Below are 26479 nucleotides of genomic sequence, written 5' to 3'. Positions count from 1 at the left end.
TGTGCACCCAACGATCGTGTGTGGCCTATCGACATGGCACGCAAGTCGGGATTTGCAGTGGATATGCTGTCCCGGTGCTGCCCAATCGCAATACGCAGCTCGCACCGCCGAATGGCTAATGCATTAAGGTGTTGAAATTAGATGAAATTTGGTCGGAGTGAGAGGATTCGAACCTCCGACCCCTGCCTCCCGAAGACAGTGCTCTACCAGGCTGAGCTACACTCCGACCGTGGCGGGTGATCTATACCCGGCCGTTTGGATGCGCAAGAGGGATTCTGACATAATTGGGTGCAATATCGCGGCCCATAAGATCATCTGAATCAGCTTAGGAACGGGTGGATGCAGTGAAGCTGAAGCAGTACACGGGTTTCGCTCAGGGTAGGGGATCGGTTCTGAACAGCCGAACCTTTGTGCCGCCATGGTCGACCACAGGGCCGGTGGGCAAGAACGGCAGATTTGTCGCGCGAGCCAACCCCTGATTGCTGGTTATTATGCCCACGCGCCAGCCCGAGAAACGGTCGGTCAGTACCTTGCCAAGTGAGCCATAAAGTGAACGCAAACGCTTTTCATCGCCGATACGGGCCCCGTAAGGCGGATTGGCGATCACCAGACCTGCCGGGCCGGCCGGTGCTTTCAGATCGCTTACAGATCGTTGCTGAAAACGGGTTGCGGTTTCAATCCCCGCCCGGGTCGCGTTTGCGCGGCTTGATTCCACCGCACCTGCATTTCTGTCAGAACCACAGAAAATGTAATCTGTTTCACCTGCAGGCTCGCCTGTCCGCATCTTTTCCCAGATATCTGGGTCGAATGTCACCAGATTCTCAAACGCAAAACTGCGCGACCGGCCGGGGTTCAGCCTCAGAGCAATCTCGGCTGCTTCGATTATGAACGTGCCAGAGCCGCACATCGGGTCGAGCACAGGTTCCGCCCCGGTAAATCCGCATTCGCGCAGAAACATCGCGGCCATAGTGTCACGCATCGGGGCTTTGGCCACGGCTTCCTTGTGCCCGCGCTTGTGCAACAATTCGCCCGAGGTATCGATCGAAAATGTGCAGAGATCCTTTTCAATGCGCAACATAACCCTCAGCCCCGCATCCGACGAGACCGGCGTGCCAAGAGTTTCAGAGATTGCTTTCTCAATGCGCTGACGCGCGGCACCCGCATGATAGATGCGCGATTTGCGGCTGGTCGCCTCGATTTTGACAGGGATATCCGGACGCAGGAAATCGCCCCAGGGAAACTTGCGCGCTCTTTTGTCCAGCTGTGCCAGATGGACGGCCGGAAAACTGCCAATCCGCGCCAGCACCCGGTTTGCACCGCGCAGTTGCAGGTTGGCGCGCCAGACCTCGGGCCAGTTCCCGCGGCAGGACACGCCGCCCGGGATCAGACGCGCACCGGCAAAGTTCTTTTCCGTGGCCTCAGCTAAAAGAGGGGCTTCCAGTCCTGGGGTGGCTGCAAGAAAAATTTCAAGATCGTCTGAGCTGTTCATTCCCGCTGCTTACACTGGTTCTCTTATCCGTGCGAGCCGCAATTCTCATGCGACAAAGTTGACGTCGAATGCGCCACTATGGCTTAAACGGAACAGGATGTGCAGTTTTGGGCGGTAACAGGTTTGCCTTTGCGGCACGGGCCGCGTAAAGGGTCCGTGATTGGCGGTGCGCCTGCGGATTCCCGCCGGTTTCTGGCGCATTTCCCAGGGCATGGACCCGCGCGTCCGGGTAAGTGCAATGCTGAGGCAACGCGTCGGGATGATATGGCGCAGGAATGAGGCTTGGAAGAACGTAGCGACATGCAAACTTTCAAACTGAAAAAAGGGTTGGACCTGCCGGTTGAAGGCGCACCCGAACAGAAGATTAATCCGGGGCCTGAATACTCCACCGTTGGGGTGCTGGGAGGCGACTACATCGGCCTCAAGCCCCGTATGCTGGTGCAGGAAGGCGACGACGTTCAACGGGGCACACCGTTGTTCTGCCACAAGGACGCTCCGGATGCGATGATGGTTGCTCCGCTCAGCGGAAAGGTTGTGGCAATCAACCGCGGCGCGCGCCGCGTGCTGCAAAGCGTCGTGATCGAGGTTTCGGATGCCAATGACACTGGTCTGAGTTTCTCTGACGTGGGTGATGCTGATACAGCAGAGGGCGTGACTGCCCGCCTTTGCGCTGCGGGGCTGTGGACAGCGTTCCGCACACGGCCTTACTCGAAGATGCCCGAGCCTGGCACGGCACCGACCTCTATCTTCGTGACCGCAATAGACAGTGACCCGCTGGCCGGTGACGCTGCATTGATCATCGACGATGCCGGTGAGGCATTTGCCGCAGGCCTCGCGGCTGTGTCCAAGTTGACCGAGGGCAAGACGTATCTGTGTCAAAGAGAAGGTGACTCGATCCCGGGCACTGATCTGGCAGGTGTTGAAGCGGCGGCTTTTTCGGGTCCGCACCCGTCCGGACTGGCCGGTACGCATATTCATTTTCTGGAGCCGCTGGCCGGTGACAAACAGGTCTGGACCATCAGCTATCAGGATGTGATCTCCATTGGTCGCCTGATGCAGACCGGGCATCTGGACCCCAGTGTCGTGATCGCGCTGAGCGGCCCCGGCGCACGTCAACCCCGCCTGATCCGGACCGTCATGGGCGCATCGACCAACGATCTGACACGGGACGAGGTCAACGTTGACGGCTCGGCACGGATCATCTCGGGTTCGATCCTTTCGGGTCGGCACGCAGAAGGCCCGCACGCTTTCCTGAGCCGGTTTGCCCGTCAGATCACCATTATCCGCGAAGATGCTGACCAGATCCCGATGGGTTGGATTCGGCCGATGCCGTCGAAATATGCGGTGCAGCCGGTGCTGGGCTCGGCCTTTGCCAAAAAGCTCTTTGCTTTCACCTCGAACTTGAACGGTGGTCGCCGTGCGATGGTGCCGACCGGCATGTTCGAGGAACTGATGCCGCAGGACTATCTGCCAACTCAGTTGCTGCGTGCGCTATTGGTGATGGACACCGATACCGCTCAGGCGTTGGGTGCGTTGGAGCTGGACGAAGAGGATCTGGGCCTTGTCGGCTTTGCCTGTCCGGCGAAATATGAATACGGGCTGGCGCTGCGCGACTGCCTGACCAAAATTGAAAAGGAGGGCTGATCCGAATGGGTTTGCGCAACTTCTTTGACCGGATTGAGCCGAACTTTACCAAGGGCGGCAAATACGAAAAGCTCTTCCCGATCTACGAGATGGTCGAGAGTTTTATCTACACTCCGAAAACCGTAACCACTGTTGCACCTCATGCGCGGTCTTATGTGGATATGAAGCGGATCATGACCTATGTCGTGATCGCGACAATCCCATGTATCCTGTTCGGGATGTGGAACACCGGGTATCAGGCGAACTCGGCCATTGCCACTCTGGGCCCGGATGCGGCCACCGGCTGGCGGATCGCCCTTTTGCAGATGTTCGGAATATCGCTGGATCCGTCCAGCATCTTTGCCAACACAATGCACGGGCTGCTGTACTTTCTGCCGATCTACATCGTGACACTGGTCGCGGGTGGTATATTCGAGGTGATCTTTGCCACCGTGCGTGGTCACGAGGTGAATGAAGGTTTCCTTGTCACCTCAATGCTTTACACGCTGATCATGCCAGCAACCACGCCTTTGTGGCAGGTCGCTCTGGGCATCATTTTCGGCGTCGTGATCGGTAAGGAAGTGTTTGGCGGCACCGGCAAGAACTTCTTGAACCCTGCGCTTGTGGGTCGTGCATTCCTGTACTTCGCTTATCCGGCGCAGATGTCGGGCGACGCGGTCTGGACCCCGGTTGACGGGTTCTCAGGTGCGACCGCCTTGGCCGTGTCCGCTGCGGATGGCGTGCAAGCTCTGGCTGCGGAAGGCATCACTTGGTGGAGTGCCTTTTATGGCACCATTCAGGGCAGCTTTGGCGAAACCTCGACACTCGCCTGCATCATCGGTCTGGCATTCCTGTTGATGACCAAGATTGCAAACTATCGCCTGATCGTGGGCTGTCTGGCCGGAACAATCGTATTTACCTGGTTGCTGAACCTGATCGGATCGGACACCAATCCGATGTTCGCAATGCCTTGGTACTGGCATGTTGTGCTGGGCGGTTATGCCTTTGGTCTGGCCTTTATGGTGACCGAACCGGTTTCCGCAAGCCACACCAATGTCGGCCGCTATATCTATGGCGCGCTGATTGGTGTCATGGTTGTGTTGATCCGTGTGGTGAACCCGGCCTTCCCCGAAGGCATGATGCTGGCCATTCTGTTCGGTAACGTCTTTGCACCGCTGATCGACTATTTCGTCGTTCAAGCAAACATCAAACGGAGGGCGCGTCGCCATGTCTGATACGCAATCCCAAGAACCTAAGGGCGCGATTGCCAAGTTTCTGGCGGCCTCGCCGGATTCAGTCGGCAAAACCGTCTTTGTCGCTGTCGCAATCTGTCTGGTTGCCTCGATGGTCGTGTCGGCTGCCGCTGTCAGCCTGCGCCCGGTACAAGAGGCGAACAAGCTGAAGGACAGGCAGGTTAACGTTTTGCAAGTGGCTGGCGTCTATGAACCCGGCATCAACGTGACCGAAGCCTTTGCGGCGTTTGAACCGCATGTGCTGGAACTGGCGACTGGCGATTTCGTCGACGACCAGTTCGACCCAGCCACCTTTGACGATCTGGCCGCGGCCAGCGACCCCGAGCTGAGCGTTGCACTGGACGATGACCCGGCTGGTATTGGCCGCAAGGCGAAATACCGCGTCATTTACCTGCTGCGCGACGACGCCGGTGATTTGGACAAGGTGATCCTGCCACTGCACGGCTACGGTCTGTGGTCCACGCTCTATGGCTTTATCGCGCTGGAAAACAACGGCAACGATATCTTTGGCCTGCAGTTCTATCAGCACGGCGAGACCCCCGGCCTTGGCGCCGAGGTGGACAACCCGCGCTGGAAAGCACTGTGGAGCGGTAAGAAACTGCGCGACGATGCTGGTGATCTGCAGATCACAGTTGCCAAGACGCAACCCGCCGCTGGCCCCGATTTCTACGTTGACGCGCTGGCCGGTGCCACGCTGACGTCGGTCGGTGTCGATAATCTGGTGAAATTCTGGATGGGTGACGCGGGCTACGGCCCCTTCCTGGCCAAACTGCAAGCAGGAGAGTTCTGATGTCCCAGACAAAGAAAGAGCTGTTGGTCGACCCGCTTGTCGACAACAACCCGATCACCCTGCAGGTGCTGGGCATCTGTTCCGCGCTGGCGGTAACTTCGTCGCTGCAGGTGGCCTTTGTGATGGCGCTGGCGGTGACTTTCGTGACCGGCTTTGCGTCGATGTTCATCTCGATGCTGCGCAATCAGATTCCGGGTTCGATCCGGATCATCGTGCAGATGGTGATCATCGCCTCGCTGGTGATCCTGGTGGACCAAATCCTGAAGGCATACGCGTTCCAGATTTCGAAAACCCTGTCGGTTTTCGTCGGTCTGATCATCACCAACTGTATCGTGATGGGTCGCGCCGAAGCATTCGCCATGAAAAACCCGCCGATGGCCTCGTTCATCGACGGTGTAGGCAATGGGCTGGGCTATGGTCTTATCCTGCTGCTGGTCGGCTTTATCCGGGAACTGTTCGGCTCGGGTTCGCTGTTCGGCGTCACCATCCTGCAGACAGTGAACAATGGTGGCTGGTATGTGCCTAACGGCCTGCTGCTGCTACCGCCCTCGGCCTTCTTCGTGATTGGCCTGCTGATCTGGGCCTTCCGCACGTGGAAGCCGAACCAGGTCGAAGAACGTGAATATAAAATCCAGCAGGTAGAGGCGCACTGATGGAAGGGCTTATCTCTCTGGCCGTAAAGGCCATCTTTGTTGAAAACCTCGCGCTCAGCTTCTTTCTCGGCATGTGTACCTTCATCGCCGTATCAAAGAAGATTTCGACGGCGCTGGGTCTGGGCATCTCGGTTATGGTCGTACAGGCCATCACCGTTCCCACAAACAACCTGCTGCTCAGCTACCTGCTGAAACCGGGCGCGCTGGCATGGGCCGGGTTCCCGGATGTGGACCTGACCTTCCTCGGCCTGATCTCATATATCGGTGTGATCGCCGCGATGGTGCAGATTCTGGAAATGGTGCTCGATAAGTATTTCCCGCCGCTCTACAACGCGCTGGGGATCTTCCTGCCGCTGATCACGGTCAACTGCGCCATCCTTGGTGGTTCACTGTTCATGGTGGAGCGGGATTATAACTTTGCCGAAGCGGCGACTTATGGTCTGTCTTCCGGTTTCGGCTGGGCACTGGCGATCACTGCGATGGCTGGTGTGCGCGAAAAGCTGAAATATTCGGACATTCCGGATGGCCTTCAGGGTCTTGGCATCACCTTCATCACCGCGGGACTGATGGCCATGGCCTTCATGTCCTTCTCGGGCGTGAAACTGTAAGGAGGGGCCGATGGAAACTTTTAGCCTTGGCGTAATCCTTTTTACCCTGATTGTTCTTGCGCTAGTGGCCATCATCATGGCCGCGCGGTCCAAGCTGGTCTCGACCGGTGACGTGAACATCACCATCAACGGTGAAAAAACCATCTCGGTCCCTGCCGGGGGCAAGTTGTTGCAGACGCTGGCGGCCGAGAAGCTGTTCGTGCCGTCGGCCTGCGGCGGTGGCGGGACCTGTGCCCAATGCCGAGTCCGTGTGCATTCGGGTGGCGGGTCGATCCTGCCGACCGAGGAAAGCCATATCACCAAGCGCGAAGCCGCTTGTGGTGACCGTCTGTCCTGTCAGGTCGCGGTCAAGCAAGACATGGACATCGAGGTCCCCGAAGAGGTCTTTGGCGTCAAGAAGTGGGAATGCACCGTCCGTTCGAACGAGAATGTGGCGACCTTCATCAAGGCGCTGACGCTGGACCTGCCCGAAGGCGAGGATGTGAATTTCCGCGCTGGCGGCTATATCCAGATCGAAGCACCCGCGCACCAGCTCTCGTACACCGATTTCGATGTCGAAGAGGAGTATCGCGAAGATTGGGATCGCTTCAATCTGTGGCAGTACAAGTCCGTTGTGAGCGAGCCGATCGAACGGGCCTATTCGATGGCGAACTATCCGGACGAGAAAGGCATGATCATGCTGAACGTCCGGGTGGCCTCGCCGCCTCCGGGTTCGGAAGGTATCCCGCCGGGTCAGATGTCGTCTTACATCTTCAACCTGAAACCGGGTGACAAGGTGACGATCTCGGGCCCGTTCGGCGAATTCTTCGCCCGCGAGACCGAGAAAGAGATGGTGTTTATCGGCGGTGGCGCCGGTATGGCACCGATGCGCAGCCACATCTTCGATCAGCTCAAGCGTCTTGAAAACCGCAACCGCAAGATCAGCTTCTGGTACGGCGCCCGGTCCAAGAAAGAGATGTTCTTTGTTGAGGATTTCGACACGCTGGCCGAAGAGTTCGACAATTTCGAATGGCACGTCGCCCTGTCGGATGCCCAGCCCGAGGATGACTGGAAAGGCTACACCGGCTTTATTCACAACGTGTTGTTCGAGGAATACCTCAAGAACCACCCGGCGCCTGAGGATTGCGAGTTCTACATGTGTGGACCGCCAATCATGAACCAGTCGGTCATCAACATGCTGCTGGATCTGGGTGTGGACCGCGAAGACATCATGCTCGACGATTTCGGCGGGTAAGAAACGAAAAACCGGCGCCTACAGCGCCGGTTTTTTTCTGTCAGCCAGCTTCGACTTTGTAATAATCCCGATACCATTCCACAAATCTGGCAAGACCTGTACGGATGTCTGTCTTGGGTTGATACCCGGTAAGAGACTGCAACAGGCTGGTGTCTGCCCAGGTCGCAGGAACATCCCCCATCTGCATAGGCATATAGTTCCGTATCGCTTTTTTGCCGAGCGCGTCTTCGATTGCCTCAATAAAATCGAGAAGACGCACTTTGTCGGAATTGCCGATATTCACCACCCGATAGGGAGCCACCGGCGACAGGCTGTCACCTTTGGCGATTTCGCTTTTGGTTTCAGGCCGTATGGGAACGGCGTCAATTAGCAGACGAATGCCCCGGACAAGATCGTCCACATAAGTAAAGTCACGATACATGTCCCCGTTGTTGTAAATGTCGATGGGACGGTCGTTCAGAATGGCGTCAGTGAACTTGAAATAGGCCAGATCGGGCCGCCCCCACGTGCCATAAACCGTGAAAAAGCGGAACATCGTGGTCGGAATATTCCAGAGGTGGGCATAGGAATGCCCCATTGCTTCGTTCGCTTTTTTCGTCGCGGCATAGATCGTCAGTTGACTGTCAGCCTTGTCGGTTTCGGTAAAGGGCATATCCTCGTTCGCGCCGTAGATCGAGGATGTAGAGGCCATCAGCAGGTGATCGACATCATGCAGGCGGGCGACCTCCATCACATTGAAGGTGCCTGTGACGTTTGAATCTACATAGCTGCGCGGATTCTCCAGGCTGTATCGCACCCCGGCCTGCGCTGCCAGATGCACGATGATGTCCGGTTTGAACTCGTCTGCTACCTGCAGTAGGCGCTCGTGATTTTCCAGAATATCTTCGGTCGCAGAAAAACCCGGCGTTTGCAATAACATCTGATGGCGGCGTTGTTTGAGCGTGACGTCGTAGTAGTCCGTCATTCCGTCATAACCGTGGACGCGGAACCCTTCTGCCAACAGCAGCCGGGCAAGGTGAAATCCGATGAAACCCGCCGTACCCGTAACTAAAACCCGCTTCATGAAAACCCCCGAGTGCAGCGCATGTCCTGAAACCTGACGGGCCGCTTTCCCAACAAAGTTAAAGGACAAATTTCAAACATGGCACTCAATTGCAAGGTTTCGTTGGCCATCGTCACAATGTGCGATTTCCTCAGCTGCGCAAACGGGTGGCCATTTCTGTGAAAGCAACGAATTCGTTGGCGATTTCCCGTGCCGCCAGTTGTAATAGCCGCGCTCCGTGTTCCGGGCTCGCCAAGGCGGAATGAGAGCCGACGCGCCCATCGGGAAATGCCGCGCGGTGCTCGTCAGGTGGGCCATGCCGATCGCCGCTATGGGCTTTCAGATAATCGGCTGTCAGTTTTTGCGGCGGTTGTGAAGCATCCAGCGGGGGCAACACTCCTAAAAGATGCTGGGTGATTGCGATTTCCGATGGTGTCGCGTGCATGCCTTCCCAGTCACCGTACAACTCCTTCCGAAGTGCGTTGACAGAAGGGGGCTCCCACCAGCTGCGGACCCTGAGTGCACCTTCCGCAAGTGATGTTGCGATTTGGTGCAGAGGTTCAACATTCGCCCCGTGACCATTCACGACGAAGACGCCGAGAAATCCTTGCGCCAGACACCCTTCGATGACCTCTTTTGCAAGCAAACCAAAGGTTTTGGCAGATACGGAAACTGTCCCCGGAAAGGCGGTGTTGAACGGGGCAGGGGTATAGGCCAGGGGAGGCGCGACAATGGCATCGCACAGCGATGCGGCCCCCAGGGCCACTGCTTCGGCACACAGTGTATCGGTCCCGATCCGGCCCATTGGCCCATGCTGTTCGGTTGATCCGACGGGCAGCAAAATGGCCGATCCTTTGTCGATGCAGGATTCGACCTCGCGCCAGGTCATTTGTTCAAGTTTCATGCTGGCCTCCGTGAAATACGCGCCCAGAAACGCGCCGCTTCGCTTTCCCTTTGTGATTCGCCGCAGTACGTTAGGGGCATGGAAGATTCATTGCCCATCGAATTAACGAAACCCCCACTGGATCAGGTGGTTGGCGCAGCGGTCAAATCGCATCGCATGCTGGCAAACCTGACATTGTCCGAGCTTTCGGCGCAATCGGGTGTGTCCACTGCGATGATCTCCAAGATTGAACGAGGCCAGGTCTCTGCCTCTCTGGCCACGCTGGAGGCGCTGGCGCAGGGGATTGGAGTTCCACTGATCAACTTTTTCGCGGGCACCGTAGAACGTTCGGACGTTTCTTTTGTCGCTGCGGGTGAAGGTGTAACCGTTCAGAGGTTGGGAAGTGGGTTCGGCCACAGCTATAAGCTGATCGGACGGGCCGAAGGTACGCATGTCAGTTTTGAAAGCTTCAGTGTGACGCTTGAAGGCCCGCTTGCCCCGCGTCCGCTGTACCAGCATCAGGGGATCGAATTCATCCACGTCACTGATGGTGAAATGGTTTACCGTTGTGGGGACACAACCTATCACATGCGCCCCGGGGACAGTCTGAGCTTTGACTCCAATTCCGCACATGGGCCGATCGAGTTGAAGACGGATACCGTCAGTTTCGTCACAGTCGTGTCAAAGGCCGTATCCGGCCGCAACTGACCTTTGCGATTAGACAAGACCGGCCCCCTAAGGGGCCGATCTTGCTGAGTGGTGTTCAGAGGCCCCAGTTTTCTTTGTTCTTTTCAAAGAAACCTTGGGCTTTTTTGACGTTTACCCAGTTGTTTACATAGTTGATCCAGACCTGATCGGCCTGCGGCAGTAACATCGCAATAGGCGCGGGCGAACGTGGGCCGGCATTCTTTACACGCACGACCGGGAATTTCTCTTCCAGCGTCGCACCTTCGATGTTTGATGTGATGAAGACATCCGCGCGCCCTGCAATCACCTCCTGAAAACCACGGGCGGGGGCCTCGACCACCTTGATTTCCGCGTCCGGGAACCATTCACGGGCGTTTTTTTCGAACGTCGTTCCCAGCGTCGTTGCGACAACGACATCCGGCTTGTTGATCGAGTCATAACCGTCAAACCGGTCCGCCTTGTCTTTGGTTGTGTATGGATACAGCTCGACGGAAATATAGCTTTCCGAGAATCCGGCAACTTTCATGCGTGGCGGTGAAATCGATGCGGACCCGGTAATGTGGTACTTGCCCGAGACGACTCCGTTGACCAGCGTTTTCCAATCGGTCGGGACGTATTCGACTTCGACCCCAAGATCACTGGCAAGCTCGTTCATGATGTCGATGTCGAAGCCTTTGTAGGAATTGGTCGCCGGATCGCGCAGCGACATGGGGTTCCAGTCACCGGTGGTGCCGACCTTCAACACGCCCGAATCCAGAATCTCGTTCAGTGCGGACTGGGCCTGTGCCGCGGTGGACAGGGCAATCCCGACCGCCGCGACAGCTGCGATTTTCAAGAACTGTTTCATGTTTTTCTCCCGTTGGTGGCGCAGGCGTTATCTTCGCTGCCAGATTGTTTCTTGATTTAAGCGCAAAGACAAAGATAACCTCAAGAAATATTTTTACTGTGAAGAAAAGCGCGAACAGGAAATCAAATGCCACCAGCCGCGATTGAGCTAGAAGGCGTCAACAAATGGTTTGGCACATTTCACGTGCTGAAGGATATCAGCTTGACTGTTGGAACCGGTGAAAAAGTTGTGATCTGCGGTCCGTCAGGATCGGGGAAATCAACGGTTGTCCGCTGTATCAACAAACTTGAAGAACACCAGAAGGGAACAATCCGCGTTGACGGGACCGAATTGACGAATGATCCCAAATCGGTTGCGGCCATCCGGTCCGAGGTCGGGATGGTGTTCCAGCAATTCAACTTGTTCCCGCACCTGACCGTGTTGGAAAACCTGACCCTTGGCCCGATCAAGGCGCGTGGTCTCAGCCGGAAAGAGGCCGAGGAAAAGGCACGGCATTATCTTGAGCGGGTCCATATCCCTGATCAGGCAGACAAGCGGCCGGGGCAGTTGTCCGGGGGGCAGCAGCAACGGGTCGCAATCGCACGGTCCCTGTGCATGGAACCCAAGGTCCTGCTGTTTGATGAGCCGACCTCGGCACTTGATCCCGAAATGATTTCGGAAGTTCTGGATGTCATGGTCGAGCTTGCCGAAGAGGGCATGACAATGGTGGTTGTCACCCACGAGATGGGATTTGCCAGAAAAGTCGCCGACAACATGATCTTCATGGACGCCGGTGAGATTGTTGAACAGGGGCCACCCGAAACCTTCTTTGGCAGCCCCCGCTCCGAGCGCTGTCAGAAGTTCCTCAGCCAGATATTGCAGCACTGAGAGGTTATGATGAAAAAGCTATTCCTCTTTCTGGCGCTGCCACTTCTGCTGACTGGCTGCGCGTCGTCTGACATCTGGGGCTGGTACGTCATTGACCCAACTACAGCCAGCGGTTGGACCAATATCAAATTCCTGATCTCGGGCATGGGCGATACCATCCTGATTTCGGTAATCGCGGCTGCCATTTCGATTTTTGTGGGTTTGATTGTGGCCTTGCCGGGGTTGTCCGAAAGATGGGGCTGGCGTCTAGTGAACCGTGTCTACGTCGAACTTGTCAGGTCGATTCCCCTGCTGCCCATGCTGTTTTGGGTTTTTTACGGGTTACCGATCATCTTTCGGTCGATGGGCCTAAACATTCCGATCGATCCATTCTGGGGGGCGATCATAACGCTGGCGATTTCCGACAGTGCCTTCACCGCCGAAATCTATCGTGCGGGCATCCAGTCGATCGCCAAGGGACAACGCGAGGCCGCGCAAACAATTGGCCTGAACTATGCGCAAACCATGCGATACGTAATTCTGCCGCAGGCGATCCGGCGCATTCTGCCGCCGCTGGCCAATCAGTTCATCTACATCGTCAAGATGAGCGCCTTTGCTTCCGTCATCGGAATGCAGGAACTGACCCGGCGCGCGAACGAACTGGTCGTAACAGAATACCGACCGCTGGAAATCTATACATTGCTGATTTTTGAATATCTGGTTCTCGTGCTGATTATCAGCGCCTTTGTGCGCTGGCTGGAGCGGCGCATGGGATCGGACGAGCGCGGGTAAGGAGCTAACCGATGGACTGGAAAGAATTCATGGCAGAGACCGAGGCCAACATCGGAGCATTCTCAAAGGAGGTGCCGGAAACTGTCAAGGGCTTTGGCGTCATGGGCAAGGCTGCGAAAGCAGATGGCGCGCTGAGCGAAAAGACCAAAGAATTCATTGCTTTGGGAATAGCCGTGGCCACACGATGCGACAGCTGCATCGGATTTCACACCCGCTCTTTGGTTCGGCTTGGCGCCAGCCGAGAGGAAGTGTGCGAAGCGTTGTCAATGGCGACGTATATGGGTGGGGGACCATCTTTTGCCTACAGCGCCAAGGCGCTGAAAGCGTTCGACACCTTTTCTGAACAGGAGTAACCATGCGACCCGATCTGGCCGGGGCCAAAGGCTTTATCCGCAATTGCTGGTATGTCGCGGGCCGAAGCGAGGATTTTGACCGCGAACTAAGCGCGGTTCGGATGCTGAACGAAGACATCGTGATCTTTCGCGATACCAAAGGCGCGCCCATCGCGCTTGAAGACGCCTGTCCGCATCGCAAGTTACCCCTGTCTCGTGGCACCGTAGAGGGGGATAACGTTGTATGCGGTTATCATGGCCTGACCTTCGATTGTTCCGGTGAATGCGTGATTGCCCCAACGCAGCTGGACAATCCGCCTCGCCGTGCGGCAGTGCATTCTTATCCGGCAGAGGATCGCTGGGGATTCCTGTGGCTGTGGATGGGCGATTCGGCGCAGGCTGACCCGGCACAGATCATCGACATTCCGAACTTCGACAATCCATCTTGGGGGAAAACTCAAAAAGGTGCCATGGAAATGGCCTGCCATTACCTTTACATCACCGACAACCTGCTGGATCCCAGCCACGTGGCCTGGGTGCATCTGACCTCTTTCGCGGGGGCTGGAACGGACAATCAGCCGCTGGATCTGGAAGAAACCGATCAGGGTGTGATCGTGTCACGTTGGATACACGATCAGCCGCCTGCACCTTACTACAAGCCGATGTTGCCATTCGGGCCGAATTGCGACCGCAAGCAGCACTATGAATGCCGCCTGCCATCTACCGCCATCAACATGTCCGTCTATGCGCCGGTGGGCGAGGGTGGCCCGGACAAGCCACTGTCGCAGAACGCGCTTGTCAACATTTCCTACAATTTCATCACCCCGGTCGATGAAGAACGGTCACGCTATTTCTGGTTCCAGCATCGGAATATGCACGCCGAGGATGAGGCACTTTCCCAGCGAATGTTCGAAGGCGCGATAATGGCCTTTACCGAGGACAAGGAGGTTCTTGAACATGTTCAGACCGGAATGGCGCGCCGCAAATCGGCTTACCTGAATCTTGGGCTCGATGCCGGGGCGATGCGGTTCCGTTCGCGGGTTGCCAAGATGATTGCGGCCCAAGGCGACACCGAGGCACAGGCAAGCTAGGTCACCCTGCAGAAAGGCGGCCCTCCGGGCTTTGACCCACATCCTGCGCCGGATCGTCGAAAACGGCGCGGATACACGCATATTCAGTCAGAATTTCCGTTCCTCCGGGCACCGTCGCCGGGTCGAAAACGCCTTCTTTCCAAACCGCGACGCCATCCACAGTGACGGTGGGGTTCAGTACGTTCAGAGATATTTCCCCGGGTGCATAATGGCCGCAGGTGTGAAAATGCAAAAGACGGGGGTTGCCAAAGGCCGCGCCGCTCCAGCGTTCAAAATTCTTGTGGGCGGGCACCGGATAGGCACATCCAGGATGAATGCCGGCGTGCCAGGAGTGCATGGTAAACGCGTCCAGCCCGAACATCTGACCGACGTTCTCGTAGTGAGCTTGCGCGCGCTCAACATCTGTTTCGTGCCCGGTGAAATGGGTCAACCGGTTTTCCTCGAAGTGCACGATCAGGGGGTGCTGCAAGGCGCAGCCGTAAGGGTCGTAGAATTTGGAACCAGTCCCGACAAGGAAGCCGTCCTGAACCACAACACCCGAAAAACCCTTGGCGGGTACCGGGGCAAAAACCGACATCGGGAATCGGTCGACGCAAACATCCGCTGGTCCGGCCTTGGGATATGCCGCTCCGGGGCCGTGAAAGTCCGTACCCAATGGGCATGTCACCCGGATTTCAGTGGAATTCGCAAGCAGTGCGTTCACTGCGTTCTTCAACGCCACGAACCCCTGATAGTTCGCGCGCCCGAACCCCGAGGCCAGCATATCTGCGTCTAGCGCATATGACATGATGGGGCGAATACCTGCCATGGATGCGTCAAAACGAATCTGGTCGCCGCTGCGCGACAGAAAAAGTGTTCGGTCAGAGGCCTTCATCTCTTCGACCAATGCCTGGGGCAGGGCCGACCCCATCGGATCGAACGGCGCTGTTCGGACCAAAGCGTGGATGCCTAGTGTACGTGCACATTCGACGACTGCATCAACGATTTCCTGATCGTAGTAATCGTTGTCCGGGTCTTCGCGCAGGACCAGCAGCCGATCCCCGGCACCAAGACCGCCGCAGGTCGACAAAAGGTTTGTTGCTCCGCTGTGCAGGTTCGTTTGTTGCATATTCGCGCATCCAGAATTCGTCGGCCGAGTTTAACGCGATCACGTCCGCGTGATCCATCAAAATTTCCTGGTGGTGGAATTTTCTACTGGCAATATTCTGCTGCTTTGGTCTTTATACCTTGCACGCGAACAGGGAGGGTTGGATGAGCGCTTGGATCGAAATGGTGTCCGATGAACATGCGGATGGTCGTCTAAAAGAGTTGCTGGATCGCGCACGTACGCCCCATGGGACAGTAGATACTGTCATGCGGGTCCATTCGCTGCGCCCCGAAACGATGAACGGTCATGTCACGCTGTACCGCTCTGTGCTGCATTCGGACGACAACAACCTGCCATTCTGGTTTCTGGAAGTGGTAGCCAGTTACACGTCGATCCTGAACGATTGCACCTATTCCCTGACCCACCATTTCATGAACGTGCGCAATCTGATCAAGGATCAACCTCGCAGTGACCGTATATTCACGGCGCTCAAGGCGCACCGGCCCGAAGACGAGTTCGAAGGGAAAGAGCTTGCGTTGTTGCGCTATGCCGCCAAGCTGACCACGGATGTGGGAAAAATGGTGAAATCGGACTTTGAGGCCCTGAAGATTGCGGGATGTGATGATGGTGAAATTCTCGAGGTCAATCAGGTCTGCGCCTATTTCAACTATTCCAACCGGCTGTTGAATGGTCTGGGCGCGACCACTGAGAATGATGTGATCGGGTATTACAAAGGTGACGAATAGCGCCCCGCGTGGGACACTCCGGCTCAAAAAGTTGACCGCAACTATCGTATAGACCATTCTGGGAGTTGTTAAATTTCCATTCGGCTTTCCGCGAACTGTCGGAAGGCCGCTGTTGTTTGTGAGATAAACCGCATGCTTGATGCGTCGCGGAAGCGGTATTTGACAGATACGCACCGGATGAGAGAGCCGGTGGAAACCCTTGCCGTCGTGCGGGAACATCTGCCCCGGATGGGTATCACCCGTATCGCAAATCTGACCGGGTTGGACCGGATTGGGCTGCCGACAGTGATGGTGACCCGCCCAAATTCACGTTCGGTCGCGGTTGCATTGGGCAAAGGATTGTCGCTTGAGGCAGCCGAAGCGTCCGGTGTCATGGAAGCGATCGAAACTTGGCATGCGGAACATATCATTTTGCCGGTCCGACTGGCGACTTATACGAATATCCGCGACGACGTTCGACTGGTTGACATCGACCGGTTGCCCAAAGTGACAGGCGCGCGGTTTGACCCGGATGCAAGGATGCTGTGGATCGAAGGAACCGATCTGACTGACGGAGCCTCGCGCTGGGTTCCGTATGAAATGGTCGATACCGACTATACCGCCGAGCCGCTGGTGGGGCGGCACATTTTTCCTCGCTCTACCAATGGTCTGGCCTCGGGTAATGTGACTCTCGAGGCTACCTGCCACGCGATCTGCGAACTGATCGAACGGGACGCAACGACGCTGTGGCATCGGGGACCGGAAACCGCGCGCATTGATCCATCGACGATTGACGACCCGCGCTGCCTCGAGGCGCTTGGCCGGTTTACGGCTGCGGATATCGATGTGGGAATTTGGGAAACAACCTCGGATATTGGTGTTCCCAGTTTCCGCTGCACGATATGCGAAACCGGGGATCGGCCAAGCCATATCGGGATCGGCGATGGCTGCCACCCGGATCGCGCGATCGCCTTGCTGCGGGCCTTGACCGAGGCCGCGCAGACTCGGCTGACATATATCTCGGGTGCGCGCGATGACCTTATGCCGAATGAATTCACGGCATCGGCCCTGCGGGACAAATGGACCTTTATCCGAAGCATGACAGACCGTTGCGCACCCACCCTGCGCTTTTCCAATGGTCCGAACCGATCAACAGGATCGTTCGAGGACGATCTGGACTGGTTGCTGGCGCGGCTGGCCTCGGCGGGGCTTGATCAGGTCGTCGCCGTCGATCTGTCACGGAAGGATATTGATATCTCGGTCGTTCGGGTTGTCATCCCGGGCCTTGAGGCTCCGCATGACGATGCGGATTACGTTCCCGGCCCAAGGGCGCTTGCTGTGTCGGAGAGATCGGCATGAGCGCCGTCGTCTTTGTCGGACCGACGCTGGACGCGGCCTCGGTCGCCGGGATTCTGAATGCCGAGGTTTTTCCACCCGTAAAACAAGGCGATGTTTACCGCGCAGCCACGAACCGCCCCCGTGCCATTGGCATAATCGACGGGTATTTCGAAGGTGTTCCATCGGTATGGCACAAGGAAATCCTTTGGGCGATTGAACAGGGGATCACCGTCTTTGGAAGTGCCAGCATGGGGGCGCTACGTGCCTCGGAACTTTCTGATTTCGGCATGATCGGCGTGGGAGGCATATACGAAGCGTATTCAAGGGGACAGATAAAGGATGACGACGAAGTTGCCGTCCTGCACGGTCCCGCGGAATTGGGGTTTCCAACCTTAAGTGAGCCGATGGTTTCCATACGTGAGACCGTCAGGCGGGCCGTTGAAGCTGGTATTCTGGGGGCGGAGGCGGCAGAAATCGTACTCGGCACCGCGAAGTCGTTGTACTACCACGACCGGACATGGAAGGCTGTTCAATCCAGGGTTGGGTCAGAACTGGGCGGACATCGGTTTTTCGATTGGCTTCAGGATGGTCGGGTCGACGCCAAGCGCGATGATGCCTGCAAAATGCTGAAGGCTATGCGGGTGTTCCTGCAGAAAGATGACCAACCGCAGCCCTCTGTTCAAAGGGTCGAACGCACGCTGGTCTGGGATGGTCTTGTTCGCCGGGTCGGCGCTGAAACACAGGCTCACCCTGTGGATCAAGGCGTTTTGAATGAGCTCAGGCTTGATCCGGACCGATTTTTCGACACACGGGAACGTGCCGCGCTGCGTATGTTCGCGCGGCAGGATGCCGGTCGTAGCGGCGCGCAAGCTGATCGTTCGGCATTGCTGGAACAGATGTCGTTGCATCGTGCGCGGCATGGTTTGGCGCGGCGGAGTGACATACTGGCATGGTTGGAACGGAATGATCTGGATGAGGCCGGATACGAAGATTTGCTGAACGGTTCGGCCTGCAAAAAGTCATTGCTAGAGCGCAAGAGCACTGACCTGATACCTCATATTCTGGCTGAGCTTCGGTGGGAGGGCACCTATTCCGAACTCAAGGCAAGAGCGAATGCCAAAGACAGGATGATCGAGGTAAACGATGGGCGCGATCGTGAACATTCGGGTGCAGACAAGGTGCGGATGCTGATCTGGTATTTCGAAACCGTTCTGGAATCCGCAGTGCCCGAGGACCTTGATGCCTATGCGCAATCTCTGGGCCTTGCTGGGCGCGAGGACCTTCATGAACTGATCGCTGGCGAATTTCTGTATTGTATGGGCGCAGGCGGATCGGGTCAGACTGCCGGGAAAGGCCCGGGCTAAACCGATCGCCGCGGTGACAAAAACTGGAGGGATACATGTACGGACCCGATACCGACGAGGGCGAAGCCCCCGGCACGCGGTTTCTGATCTTTCCGCAGTCTCCGTTTTTGGCGGGTAATGCCGAACCCGAAATGGTCGAGATATCCGCCCCCCCGGGTTCTATTGGACCGGGCCCGTCCGGGCCGCGCATGTACACGGTCAACCCGGTTGGCAAGACAGCGCACTATGGTGCCAATGTGCAGGGGCCGGAGGGGCCACACATGTACCTGCCGCCATGGAATGGCCCGGTTCACCCACATCCTGAACCGGACGAGTTTGGTAATTTCATACACATAGACCCGTCCAGCCCGTCCTTCGAGGCCGCGCATCTGTTCGGGTCCGCACATTTTACGATGGATGTCTGGGAGGGCTATTTCGGGCGTCCAATCCCTTGGCACTTTGCCCGCGACTATGATCGTCTCGAATTGTCCCTTCTACCGAATCTGGACAATGCCCATATCGGCTGGGGTTTTCTGGAAACCGGTGGCTCGCGCGAGCATGGCAATGAATATAGGCCCTACAGCCTGAATTTTGACGTTGTCGCACATGAGATCGGGCACGCAATCATCTACAGTGTGATCGGTATGCCGGGGTCGGAACAAACGTCAGGCGAGTATTACGGTTTTCATGAATCCGCCGCCGATCTGGTGGCTTTGCTGGCGTCACTGCACTTTGGCTCTGTTGTGGACGATTTGCTCGAAAACACGCGGGGCAACCTGTACACCTACAACCGGCTCAGTCGCTTTGCCGAACTTTCGGATAACGCTCAGATCAGGATGGCGACGAACGAACGCTCGATGCGGGAATTCGCAGATGGATGGTCCAGCGAGCATGACCTGTCCGAACCCCTGACAGGTGCCATGTTCGACATTTTCATAGACATCTACCACGAACGCCTGCTGGTGCATGATCTGATTACCCCGGAAGTCGAAAACCTGTCCGACCAGCTTGAGGGCTCACCAGACTATGTCAGTGTCATGCAGGGCTTTTTTGACGAGGAATACGCCCGTAATCCCGAAGGTTTCCGAATTGCCCTGCTCGAGGCACGGGATTTTCTGGGTACATACCTTGCGGACGCTTGGGAGATGCTGGACGCCGATATGCTGAGCTATTTCGGCGTGGAAAAAGCGATGCTGGCGGTTGATCGTGAAATCACCGGTGGTGCCTTTGCAAACATCATCGAAGGTAACTTCCGTATGCGCGATATCGGTCTGGCAACGGCCGGACCACGTCTTGCCGAACCGGATGCCGAGAGCCATGCCGTATCGGTACGTACCAGGGTGCCAAGGTGACAGGCCGTAAATGTCTTTGTTTTAGCCGCGTTATGTGGCATTTTGCGCCGGGGTGATTTTTGAAGAATATTTTGGTCTGGGCTTTGGCACGGACCGCAATGAGGGTGAGATGAAGTTTCTGGCATCGTCGATCCCGCAATAGGGAGAAAGAACAATGTCTGAGTCTTTGCTCAGTTTTTCCGAAGTGTTGTTGTTTGGACGTCTCGTCGAAGATCTTGCGGTCAGGAAAGGTTATAAGACCGTTCGTCTGGCGTTGGTCGATGACAACAGCGATACCCTGCCGGCGCTGACCGACAAAATCGACGATGTTCCGATAGCTGATGGTGACAAGGTTCTGGTGCAAGTGTCGAAAGACAGTGAGCCTAACAATGTGTCCGGTTTGTACAAGATAAAAGAAGACGCTGCTAACCCAGGCAGTTTTTCCTTGGAGGGTCTTAGAAGAATTCGGAACGGGAAGTTCGTATTTGTTCAGGAAGGCAAGCAACACGCCAAGACATTCTGGAAACAGAAAGCCCGGAAAAAGCAGGACCTTCAGTATTTCATTGACCGGGGCAAACGGAGAAAGGGCTGGGGTGCAAACAACTTTGTTGGCGAGCAGTTCGAGAAAGACCCAAGTCTCGCCCGCATCTATGGGTTCGCATATGACGGGACATATTACGAGCTGCCGGAGCCAACGATTTTCCTTGTGCATGGCGAGGGCGAAAGCGCCACAGATCACAATATTCCAGACAATCAGGCAGGCAGAGCGCCGTTGTCACCGTCGGAATCGGGTGTTGCTTCAGCGGATTATCAAATGTCCAACGACATCCGTGTATGGGACTATGACAAAGCTGACTACACAATCCGGATGGATGTGCTGACCGGACAATTCGAGCAGGTTTTGCTTGATCTCTTCTTCGGCTCTGACGGGGCGTCAATGAGTGGCGCGCGAGTCAGCGGGGCCCGCGTGAGCGGCGCGCGGGTCAGTGGAGCTCGTGTCAGTGGTGCCAGAGTAAGCGGAGCCCGTGTCAGCGGTGCGCGGGCGCGCGGATCTGAGGATTAATAATCCTGCCGATTCCTTGCCCAAAACTTCGGGGTCTTCCGTATCGGAAGGCCCCTTTGCTTTAGAATCCGGCTATTTTCAGGCTTTCCACAAAATGTTGCGTATCTTCGGGGCGTCGGTCCGGCTGGACACGGCCCCAGCGTTGCAATGAGAAATTCGGATGCACTTTGCGGTGCCTGTCCGCTATTTCGCGGGCAACGTCGAGCTTGCCCAATTTCACAAAGCTCGCCGCAAGGAGTCTTTGCCCCTCGGCAGGGTTGTTCATTTTGTTAATCCATCGGATGGTATCGTCATATTCACCCAGATTGAAATAGGCACCGGCGATGTGCCAGAGATACTGATCCGGAAAATATGGATTCAACCGCATCGCCCGTTTCAGATACTCAATTGCCGCTTCGTTGTCGCCTGAATGGGCCAGGGTATCGGCAAAGTCGGACAGAAGGTCTGCGTCATTTGGATTGAGCATCAAGGCACGGCGATAAGCGCCGATCGCAGCGTCGTGTTCCTTGCGGTAAAGATGGACGAAACCCAGCTCGCCAAATCCTCGGGCATCCGTCGGATCCAGTTCAATGGAACGCTGCGCCAGTGCCAGCGCCGTGTCCAATGCCTGATCCTGATCGGTTGCCCAGGAATAACGCCAATCTATATTCATCGTGCGGGACAGGGCAGCAGAGGCGCGGGCATATGATCCGTCGCGCTCCAACGCACGTGCATACAGTTCGTGCGCTTCGTGATTGTCCTGCCGGGTATATTTATAGATATGTTGCTGTCCGCGCAGGACAAACCCGTAAGCGGCCAGATCAGATGGTACTGACTGGACCATACGTTGCCGCTCCTGAGCTTCGATCAGCACGGCTGCGGCAGCCACAATGGATTCTGTCACTTCGTCCAGAATATCAAAGATATCGTCAATTTCCCGATCGTATCTTTCACCCCACAGTGTTCTCTCGGAATCCGCATCAATCAGCTCAACAGAAATTCTAACTCTGGACTTGCTCCTCCGAACGCTACCCCGTGCGACATAGCGCACCCCAAGTTCACGCGCGGCCTGACGGGGCGACATGGATTGAGCTTTGAAGAAATAAGCGGAATTCCGGGCAATGATGAACAGGTTCTTGAACTTGGAAAGATTGAGGATGACGTCGTCGGTCAATCCTTCTGCGAACCAGTCGTCGGACGGATCACCGCCCAGATTGCTGAAGGGCAGTACGGCAACGGATGGAATGTCCGGTCGTTCCCTCTCAATCAAGCTTGTGTCCGGTCGCAAGGTTGACGCCATCGTGGCGCCTTCGGCCTCGCTGCGAACGCAATAGGTTGGAACCGGGTCCAGAATGTTCTTCAGCTGCTGGGGTCCAAGAAATTCATAGCCATAGCGCAGGTGGTTGCGGATTTGCTCATATACCGTTGCACTTATGTTGACACGACCAGGTTCGGCTATACTCTGCAGACGGGCGGCGATGTTAACGTTTGCGCCGTGAATTCCGCGGTCATCTTCAAGCAGTTCGCCCATGTGCACGCCAACACGAAAGCGTATACGTCTTTCTTCCGGCTGGGTTGGATTGCTGGCCTCGGCTATCTGATGCAGTTTCACACCGTACCGGACGGCGTCGGTCGCAGTATCAAAGACGGCCAATACACCGTCTCCGCGAACCTCGACGATACTTCCACCGTATTGCGCGCAGGCTGTGTCCAGCTGAGCCAGAACAGTTTTGAGCGAGTTATACGTGTCGATTTCGTCTTCGCCCATAAGGCGCGAAAACCCGACCACGTCTGCAAACAGGACGGCACCAAGCCTTCGCCTGTAAGATTTGTCGGTACTACTCACATTAACGCCTCGTAACACTAATTCCGCTACAGTTTCTATACCCACCAGATCGTGCTCGAATTTTGATTGCGATTCCGGATGGCCGTTTGAAAAGTCTTTAGATTTCCGTTCCCTTTTGTGGTGGCCACTTCCAACCGCTTGCCGCGTGGCACCCCAGTGCGACAATGGTATTGTCACTCAGTTCCCGGGCCAGCACTTCACGCTGCTTTGCCCATTCGTCGCGCAGCATGCCGACCACGATCATATCGAAAAACCGGCCTTCGGCATACCACGCCTGCCGCATGCGACCCTCGACCTCGACACCCAATCGGGCCATCAGGTCGGCGCTTCGGCGGTTATCTTCGCGATAATAGGACGTAATTCGATTTAACCCAAATTGTTTGAAGGCGAGGTCCAGTATCAGAGCCACTGCGCGGATGCCAACTCCGTTGCGTCTGGACTCGTGGTCTACGAACAAGGCCACGACCGCATCGCGGTTCACCAAGTTCAAACTGTCCAAACCAACCATGGCAACAACTTTTTCATCGTTGTTTTCTACCACGAACCAGTAACTTCCTGTATTTGCAGGTTCTTCTATCGATGCCCGCCAGATTTTTTCTGCCGCGTCCAGACTAAGTGGTGCGCGCCAGGACCGGTCAAATGTTGCCAGATCGTTTACATCGCGAAACCATCCCGCCGTGTCGGCCAGATCGCCTTTTTCCAGTGGTCTCAGCATAAACTGCTGTTTGAGTTGGTCTGACATTGACCGCCCTCTTGTCTGGATTTGTTGCCGATTGAAGTTCCGGCTTACGTTTCTGAAATTTAGTTTAGTATTTTTAAGCAGTTAGCCTTATTTGCGCCTATTGAGCAGCATCAGGCCTGAGTTATGTGACTATTATTCAGCGAAATGTGGATCGTTAGCAACAAGTAGGAATTGGCCTTTGATAAATTTAATCCAAGGCGGCGTCAATCCAGCGACATGTCGACTGTATGTCGACCAGAAACAATCGCCGGCGAACTCAGAGGAACCTGACAACCGGAATCGTCATTTATTAACTGAAAATATCGAATTTCCGGACCCGCACCTGGGATTTCATCATGAACCCGAATGAAAACAGCATGCGGTGCAACAGTGGTCCGTTCCGTTTGAGCCAAAGCTGTTTTTCCGTATCCGGCAAAATCTCAGCTTCGAAATATGCCTCAGGCAAGAACATTGCGCCAGCTACGCATTTTATAAACAGGCCTAAACGACGGAAAGGGTTGGCGGTCTTCCAGTACAGCTTTTCCGGCAGCTTCAGTTGGGTTTCCGGACTGATCGGGCGCAGAAGCCTGATCTTCTCAGGACTGAGCGGCAATCCCAGAGAAACCTTTGCTGCTGTGGTAATTCTGTGAACAAGCGATCCGTTGACTTTCAGACACGCGGTGCTATCAGGTTCTGACCAGGGATTGGATTGTATGAGAGCGGTTTTTTCAGCCAGCAGCTTTCGCAAAACCGTTGATGTCACTTCGGGATCTACCTGATCAAACGTCTTTTGTTCGGTCAGCCCCTTTAGCCAGCCTTTATCAAACGAATTCCGTGGCACCAGATCCTTGACGTTAACCCCTGCCTGACAAGCAGGAAGAAGCGTAGCAAAATACCAATCGAGTTCACGGTTAAAGGCTCGATAGTCTGGAATGGCAAGATTTTTGAAGTTGTAGCTCAGTGGGTGGATTGCTTCGTCACCAACAAATGATCGAACCAATTCGTCGCTTGCCTGCCCTTGTTCGAAACAGAATTCCATTATTTTACCAAGGGTTTGTGCCGGTTCGGCAATCAGCGCCTCGTGCGAGATGGGCAGAATGCGATCAGGATGTGCCTGACACGCTGCAAGCGCAGCCTCATTCATGGTGCGCCAGTACACTAGCTGCTTTTGGGAATAGGACAGGTCAAAAAATTTAGCCGTGTCCATTCCAGTTTCTTTTGCAAAGCGGTAAGTATCAGACGGATGAAATTCACCGCCAAAAAAATCGAACGCGGGCAGTACGGAATCGATGACTGAACAGGGATTCCTGAAAACAAAGACAAATTTTGCATTCGGCCAAACATTCAAAAAATACTCGATCCGCCCGCAGGCCCGATCGAATTTTATAAGTGACGGAGAAGTCCCGATATCAAGATCTGCCACGAAATTGTTCAGCGCCGGGTCGTCATGTGCCCGGGTAAACATGGGCGCGCGCGTGTGTGCGTAAATACCGGCGGGTGAAAGCTGCGTGGTTCTTTGGACGGTATCTTCGTTATAGTCGCTGATTGAGTTTCGCAGAAAGGGTTCAAAGAAAATTCCCGGCTCAGCATCAAAACGCTCGTATGCCTTGGCCATGAACCGGAACAATGCAGTAGTACCCGAGCACCCCACACCAAAGATCACGACGTCCGCGCCACTCTGCTTTGCTGGATTACTCACTATTTGATTTTCCATTTGCTGACCGTCGCCTGTATTTGCAGTGTGTCAAACATTCAAATCGGGACGGCTGACAAATTCCATTAGGAACGTGTTTTGGAGCGCCGGATGTGGGAAACGTTCTGCGGCAAGCGACATCCGTTCCAGGAACTGCCGCATCGCGTTACTGGTTGAAAAGCCGCCGGGCTCGATCACCGAGATAGTTTCCGGAAGCCGATGGAAGATTGCACCATTGAGATAAAGTTCCTGATTCAATCCAAGATCAGCCATCTGCAGACTTGTATCAAACGGAAACCGACGGAGCCATTCTGTTCGTGCATATTCAGATTGATGGCAAAATGTCATGCCACGAGAAATCTGTGTGCGATGGGTATGGGGTCGGGTTTCATTCATGTACCGGGCATCGCCATAGACGACGTCGTGCAGCCCGAGGGATTGTTTGACAAGGCCAAGTGTATTTTCATCAGAAAACGTATCCCCCGAATTCAGAAACACCACGTATTCCTGCGAGGCTTGCGCGACCCCCAGATTCATCGCATCGAACAGGCCCTTGTCCTGCCCGATTATGGAAATGTCGGGCTTGCGACTGGATTGTTCGGCCAATTCCAGTGAGCCGTCGGTGGAGCCGCCATCGACAAAAATCCATTGAAAATCAGTCATGGTCTGCGAACTGATCGACCGAATGGTTCGTTCCAGGCCGGCACAGTTGTTCAGATTGATCGTAATGATCGTCACGGTCCCGGCGCCCATTGCAGAACTGGACTGTCGTTGAAAATCGGACACAAGGCTGTCATTCAGCAGATCTTTCAACGCCACCTTCTTGGAAAAGATATCGGATTGGCGCGCTGACAAAAAACCGGCGATGCAAATCTCGGCGTTGGGATTGCATCCAACTTGCCAGCCGTGTTCCAGAAAATCGTACAGGGTCAAATGACTCCCGACACCGTAGCGTTTCTTGTAATGGTCGACGTCAAAATATGAATTCGGCGCGATCGGTCTTTCTTTGACCAGCTCGCACCATCGCGAAATTGACGTGACACGAGAGATTCCGGTCCAGCCAAGCTGTGCATTTACATGACCGTCATCATAGTGCTCGCACTTGTCATAGTAGAGGATCAGCTCTTCCATTTCAGGCGGAGGTAGCGGATTTTCCATGGGCTTGGCTGGCATCACGGTCTTA

Annotated in this window: 25 protein-coding genes and 1 tRNA gene; 16 read left to right on the top strand and 10 right to left on the bottom strand. The window is 55.5% G+C overall.

Annotation, left to right across the window (positions count from 1 at the left end; all coding sequences use genetic code 11):
* Positions 1-149: 149 nt before the first annotated feature.
* Positions 150-226: transfer RNA gene (locus ACR0D6_RS17235), tRNA-Pro, on the bottom strand.
* Between the two features lie 147 nt (positions 227-373).
* Positions 374-1489 carry a THUMP domain-containing class I SAM-dependent RNA methyltransferase gene (locus ACR0D6_RS17230; protein WP_480766407.1) on the bottom strand — a complete coding sequence of 372 codons (1116 nt, stop codon included), beginning with the start codon at positions 1487-1489 and terminating at the stop codon, positions 374-376.
* Positions 1490-1789: 300 nt separating this feature from the next.
* Between ACR0D6_RS17230 and ACR0D6_RS17225 the strand changes: the two genes are divergently transcribed.
* From ACR0D6_RS17225 to nqrF, 6 genes are read left to right on the top strand one after another with little or no spacing between them, the layout of a single operon-like run.
* The gene (locus tag ACR0D6_RS17225; protein ID WP_480766406.1) at positions 1790-3133 is read left to right on the top strand and encodes a Na(+)-translocating NADH-quinone reductase subunit A; all 1344 of its coding nucleotides are present in this window, start codon (positions 1790-1792) and stop codon (positions 3131-3133) included.
* Between the two features lie 5 nt (positions 3134-3138).
* Positions 3139-4347 (top strand): NADH:ubiquinone reductase (Na(+)-transporting) subunit B, encoded by a 1209-nt coding sequence (locus tag ACR0D6_RS17220; RefSeq protein ID WP_480766405.1) that lies wholly within the window; start codon positions 3139-3141, stop codon positions 4345-4347.
* Entirely contained in the window at positions 4340-5155 is an 816-nt protein-coding gene (locus ACR0D6_RS17215) for a Na(+)-translocating NADH-quinone reductase subunit C (protein WP_480450317.1), read from the top strand. Before ACR0D6_RS17220 ends, ACR0D6_RS17215 begins: the two co-directional genes overlap by 8 nt.
* Positions 5155-5808 carry an NADH:ubiquinone reductase (Na(+)-transporting) subunit D gene (locus tag ACR0D6_RS17210; protein WP_170652958.1) on the top strand — a complete coding sequence of 218 codons (654 nt, stop codon included), beginning with the start codon at positions 5155-5157 and terminating at the stop codon, positions 5806-5808. The genes ACR0D6_RS17215 and ACR0D6_RS17210 overlap by 1 nt, the downstream gene beginning before the upstream one ends.
* Complete coding sequence (gene nqrE, locus ACR0D6_RS17205) at positions 5808-6416, top strand: NADH:ubiquinone reductase (Na(+)-transporting) subunit E (RefSeq protein ID WP_010441340.1); 609 nt, start codon at positions 5808-5810, stop codon at positions 6414-6416. Before ACR0D6_RS17210 ends, nqrE begins: the two co-directional genes overlap by 1 nt.
* Positions 6417-6426: 10 nt before the next feature.
* On the top strand, positions 6427-7650 hold the full coding sequence (gene nqrF, locus ACR0D6_RS17200) for an NADH:ubiquinone reductase (Na(+)-transporting) subunit F (RefSeq protein ID WP_170652955.1): 1224 nt from the start codon (positions 6427-6429) through the stop codon (positions 7648-7650).
* Between the two features lie 40 nt (positions 7651-7690).
* On the opposite strand, the gene ACR0D6_RS17195 is transcribed toward nqrF, so the two are convergent.
* Together ACR0D6_RS17195 and ACR0D6_RS17190 are read right to left on the bottom strand one after the other, a co-directional pair.
* A complete protein-coding gene (locus ACR0D6_RS17195) occupies positions 7691-8713 on the bottom strand; it encodes an NAD-dependent epimerase/dehydratase family protein (protein WP_480766404.1) in 1023 nt (340 codons plus the stop codon).
* 130 nt (positions 8714-8843) lie between these two features.
* On the bottom strand, positions 8844-9596 hold the full coding sequence (locus ACR0D6_RS17190; protein ID WP_480766403.1) for a creatininase family protein: 753 nt from the start codon (positions 9594-9596) through the stop codon (positions 8844-8846).
* Between the two features lie 78 nt (positions 9597-9674).
* Here ACR0D6_RS17190 and ACR0D6_RS17185 point away from each other — a divergent pair, with 78 nt between their 5' ends.
* On the top strand, positions 9675-10283 hold the full coding sequence (locus ACR0D6_RS17185; protein ID WP_480766402.1) for a helix-turn-helix domain-containing protein: 609 nt from the start codon (positions 9675-9677) through the stop codon (positions 10281-10283).
* 55 nt (positions 10284-10338) lie between these two features.
* Here ACR0D6_RS17185 and ACR0D6_RS17180 read toward each other — a convergent pair whose 3' ends face one another.
* Complete coding sequence (locus ACR0D6_RS17180; protein WP_170652946.1) at positions 10339-11109, bottom strand: transporter substrate-binding domain-containing protein; 771 nt, start codon at positions 11107-11109, stop codon at positions 10339-10341.
* Between the two features lie 126 nt (positions 11110-11235).
* Here ACR0D6_RS17180 and ACR0D6_RS17175 point away from each other — a divergent pair, with 126 nt between their 5' ends.
* Genes ACR0D6_RS17175 through ACR0D6_RS17160 form a run of 4 tightly spaced genes read left to right on the top strand, consistent with a single transcriptional unit; the run spans position 11236 to position 14170 of the window.
* On the top strand, positions 11236-11976 hold the full coding sequence (locus ACR0D6_RS17175) for an amino acid ABC transporter ATP-binding protein (protein WP_170652944.1): 741 nt from the start codon (positions 11236-11238) through the stop codon (positions 11974-11976).
* Positions 11977-11985: 9 nt separating this feature from the next.
* The gene (locus tag ACR0D6_RS17170) at positions 11986-12747 is read left to right on the top strand and encodes an amino acid ABC transporter permease (protein ID WP_170652942.1); all 762 of its coding nucleotides are present in this window, start codon (positions 11986-11988) and stop codon (positions 12745-12747) included.
* Positions 12748-12758: 11 nt separating this feature from the next.
* A complete protein-coding gene (locus ACR0D6_RS17165) occupies positions 12759-13100 on the top strand; it encodes a carboxymuconolactone decarboxylase family protein (RefSeq protein ID WP_480450321.1) in 342 nt (113 codons plus the stop codon).
* A 2-nt stretch (positions 13101-13102) separates the two neighbouring features.
* Positions 13103-14170 carry an aromatic ring-hydroxylating dioxygenase subunit alpha gene (locus tag ACR0D6_RS17160; protein ID WP_480766401.1) on the top strand — a complete coding sequence of 356 codons (1068 nt, stop codon included), beginning with the start codon at positions 13103-13105 and terminating at the stop codon, positions 14168-14170.
* Position 14171: 1 nt separating this feature from the next.
* Here the strand turns inward: ACR0D6_RS17160 and ACR0D6_RS17155 are convergent, their stop codons facing one another.
* Entirely contained in the window at positions 14172-15278 is a 1107-nt protein-coding gene (locus tag ACR0D6_RS17155) for a hypothetical protein (protein WP_480766400.1), read from the bottom strand.
* A 143-nt stretch (positions 15279-15421) separates the two neighbouring features.
* Between ACR0D6_RS17155 and ACR0D6_RS17150 the strand changes: the two genes are divergently transcribed.
* The 5 genes from ACR0D6_RS17150 (at position 15422) to ACR0D6_RS17130 (ending at position 21057) form a co-directional block, all read left to right on the top strand.
* Positions 15422-16003 carry a peroxidase-related enzyme gene (locus tag ACR0D6_RS17150; protein ID WP_170652934.1) on the top strand — a complete coding sequence of 194 codons (582 nt, stop codon included), beginning with the start codon at positions 15422-15424 and terminating at the stop codon, positions 16001-16003.
* A gap of 159 nt (positions 16004-16162) precedes the next feature.
* Positions 16163-17341 carry a YcaO-like family protein gene (locus ACR0D6_RS17145; protein WP_480766399.1) on the top strand — a complete coding sequence of 393 codons (1179 nt, stop codon included), beginning with the start codon at positions 16163-16165 and terminating at the stop codon, positions 17339-17341.
* Positions 17338-18684 carry a TfuA-like protein gene (locus ACR0D6_RS17140; RefSeq protein ID WP_480766398.1) on the top strand — a complete coding sequence of 449 codons (1347 nt, stop codon included), beginning with the start codon at positions 17338-17340 and terminating at the stop codon, positions 18682-18684. Before ACR0D6_RS17145 ends, ACR0D6_RS17140 begins: the two co-directional genes overlap by 4 nt.
* A gap of 35 nt (positions 18685-18719) precedes the next feature.
* Entirely contained in the window at positions 18720-20015 is a 1296-nt protein-coding gene (locus tag ACR0D6_RS17135; RefSeq protein ID WP_480766397.1) for a gluzincin family metallopeptidase, read from the top strand.
* A gap of 154 nt (positions 20016-20169) precedes the next feature.
* Complete coding sequence (locus ACR0D6_RS17130; protein WP_480766396.1) at positions 20170-21057, top strand: pentapeptide repeat-containing protein; 888 nt, start codon at positions 20170-20172, stop codon at positions 21055-21057.
* A 61-nt stretch (positions 21058-21118) separates the two neighbouring features.
* On the opposite strand, the gene ACR0D6_RS17125 is transcribed toward ACR0D6_RS17130, so the two are convergent.
* The 4 genes from ACR0D6_RS17125 to ACR0D6_RS17110 all read right to left on the bottom strand — a co-directional run bounded on the left by ACR0D6_RS17125 (position 21119) and on the right by ACR0D6_RS17110 (position 26469).
* On the bottom strand, positions 21119-22882 hold the full coding sequence (locus tag ACR0D6_RS17125) for an adenylate/guanylate cyclase domain-containing protein (protein ID WP_480766395.1): 1764 nt from the start codon (positions 22880-22882) through the stop codon (positions 21119-21121).
* 97 nt (positions 22883-22979) lie between these two features.
* A complete protein-coding gene (locus ACR0D6_RS17120; protein WP_480766394.1) occupies positions 22980-23624 on the bottom strand; it encodes a GNAT family N-acetyltransferase in 645 nt (214 codons plus the stop codon).
* A 289-nt stretch (positions 23625-23913) separates the two neighbouring features.
* Positions 23914-25317, bottom strand: coding sequence for a sulfotransferase family protein (locus tag ACR0D6_RS17115; RefSeq protein WP_480766393.1), 1404 nt, complete (start codon positions 25315-25317; stop codon positions 23914-23916).
* A gap of 30 nt (positions 25318-25347) precedes the next feature.
* Positions 25348-26469, bottom strand: coding sequence for a glycosyltransferase (locus tag ACR0D6_RS17110; protein WP_480766392.1), 1122 nt, complete (start codon positions 26467-26469; stop codon positions 25348-25350).
* Between the last annotated feature and the right edge of the window lie 10 nt (positions 26470-26479).

The organism is Ruegeria sp. BJ6, from assembly GCF_056537885.1.
This window is presented reverse-complemented; position numbering and strand designations above follow the sequence as displayed.

What these genes read in the sequence shown, in the direction of transcription:
- ACR0D6_RS17215 (WP_480450317.1), top strand. Translation starts at nt 4,340, where the DNA reads ATGTCTGATACGCAATCCCAAGAACCTAAGGGCGCGATTGCCAAGTTT.
- ACR0D6_RS17175 (WP_170652944.1), top strand. Translation starts at nt 11,236, where the DNA reads ATGCCACCAGCCGCGATTGAGCTAGAAGGCGTCAACAAATGGTTTGGC.
- ACR0D6_RS17220 (WP_480766405.1), top strand. Translation starts at nt 3,139, where the DNA reads ATGGGTTTGCGCAACTTCTTTGACCGGATTGAGCCGAACTTTACCAAG.
- ACR0D6_RS17130 (WP_480766396.1), top strand. Translation starts at nt 20,170, where the DNA reads ATGTCTGAGTCTTTGCTCAGTTTTTCCGAAGTGTTGTTGTTTGGACGT.
- ACR0D6_RS17120 (WP_480766394.1), bottom strand. Translation starts at nt 23,624, where the DNA reads ATGTCAGACCAACTCAAACAGCAGTTTATGCTGAGACCACTGGAAAAA.
- ACR0D6_RS17150 (WP_170652934.1), top strand. Translation starts at nt 15,422, where the DNA reads ATGAGCGCTTGGATCGAAATGGTGTCCGATGAACATGCGGATGGTCGT.
- ACR0D6_RS17185 (WP_480766402.1), top strand. Translation starts at nt 9,675, where the DNA reads ATGGAAGATTCATTGCCCATCGAATTAACGAAACCCCCACTGGATCAG.
- ACR0D6_RS17135 (WP_480766397.1), top strand. Translation starts at nt 18,720, where the DNA reads ATGTACGGACCCGATACCGACGAGGGCGAAGCCCCCGGCACGCGGTTT.
- ACR0D6_RS17110 (WP_480766392.1), bottom strand. Translation starts at nt 26,469, where the DNA reads ATGCCAGCCAAGCCCATGGAAAATCCGCTACCTCCGCCTGAAATGGAA.
- ACR0D6_RS17170 (WP_170652942.1), top strand. Translation starts at nt 11,986, where the DNA reads ATGAAAAAGCTATTCCTCTTTCTGGCGCTGCCACTTCTGCTGACTGGC.
- ACR0D6_RS17230 (WP_480766407.1), bottom strand. Translation starts at nt 1,489, where the DNA reads ATGAACAGCTCAGACGATCTTGAAATTTTTCTTGCAGCCACCCCAGGA.
- ACR0D6_RS17115 (WP_480766393.1), bottom strand. Translation starts at nt 25,317, where the DNA reads ATGGAAAATCAAATAGTGAGTAATCCAGCAAAGCAGAGTGGCGCGGAC.
- ACR0D6_RS17195 (WP_480766404.1), bottom strand. Translation starts at nt 8,713, where the DNA reads ATGAAGCGGGTTTTAGTTACGGGTACGGCGGGTTTCATCGGATTTCAC.
- ACR0D6_RS17225 (WP_480766406.1), top strand. Translation starts at nt 1,790, where the DNA reads ATGCAAACTTTCAAACTGAAAAAAGGGTTGGACCTGCCGGTTGAAGGC.
- ACR0D6_RS17165 (WP_480450321.1), top strand. Translation starts at nt 12,759, where the DNA reads ATGGACTGGAAAGAATTCATGGCAGAGACCGAGGCCAACATCGGAGCA.
- ACR0D6_RS17210 (WP_170652958.1), top strand. Translation starts at nt 5,155, where the DNA reads ATGTCCCAGACAAAGAAAGAGCTGTTGGTCGACCCGCTTGTCGACAAC.
- ACR0D6_RS17180 (WP_170652946.1), bottom strand. Translation starts at nt 11,109, where the DNA reads ATGAAACAGTTCTTGAAAATCGCAGCTGTCGCGGCGGTCGGGATTGCC.
- nqrF (WP_170652955.1), top strand. Translation starts at nt 6,427, where the DNA reads ATGGAAACTTTTAGCCTTGGCGTAATCCTTTTTACCCTGATTGTTCTT.
- ACR0D6_RS17160 (WP_480766401.1), top strand. Translation starts at nt 13,103, where the DNA reads ATGCGACCCGATCTGGCCGGGGCCAAAGGCTTTATCCGCAATTGCTGG.
- ACR0D6_RS17190 (WP_480766403.1), bottom strand. Translation starts at nt 9,596, where the DNA reads ATGAAACTTGAACAAATGACCTGGCGCGAGGTCGAATCCTGCATCGAC.
- nqrE (WP_010441340.1), top strand. Translation starts at nt 5,808, where the DNA reads ATGGAAGGGCTTATCTCTCTGGCCGTAAAGGCCATCTTTGTTGAAAAC.
- ACR0D6_RS17155 (WP_480766400.1), bottom strand. Translation starts at nt 15,278, where the DNA reads ATGCAACAAACGAACCTGCACAGCGGAGCAACAAACCTTTTGTCGACC.
- ACR0D6_RS17140 (WP_480766398.1), top strand. Translation starts at nt 17,338, where the DNA reads ATGAGCGCCGTCGTCTTTGTCGGACCGACGCTGGACGCGGCCTCGGTC.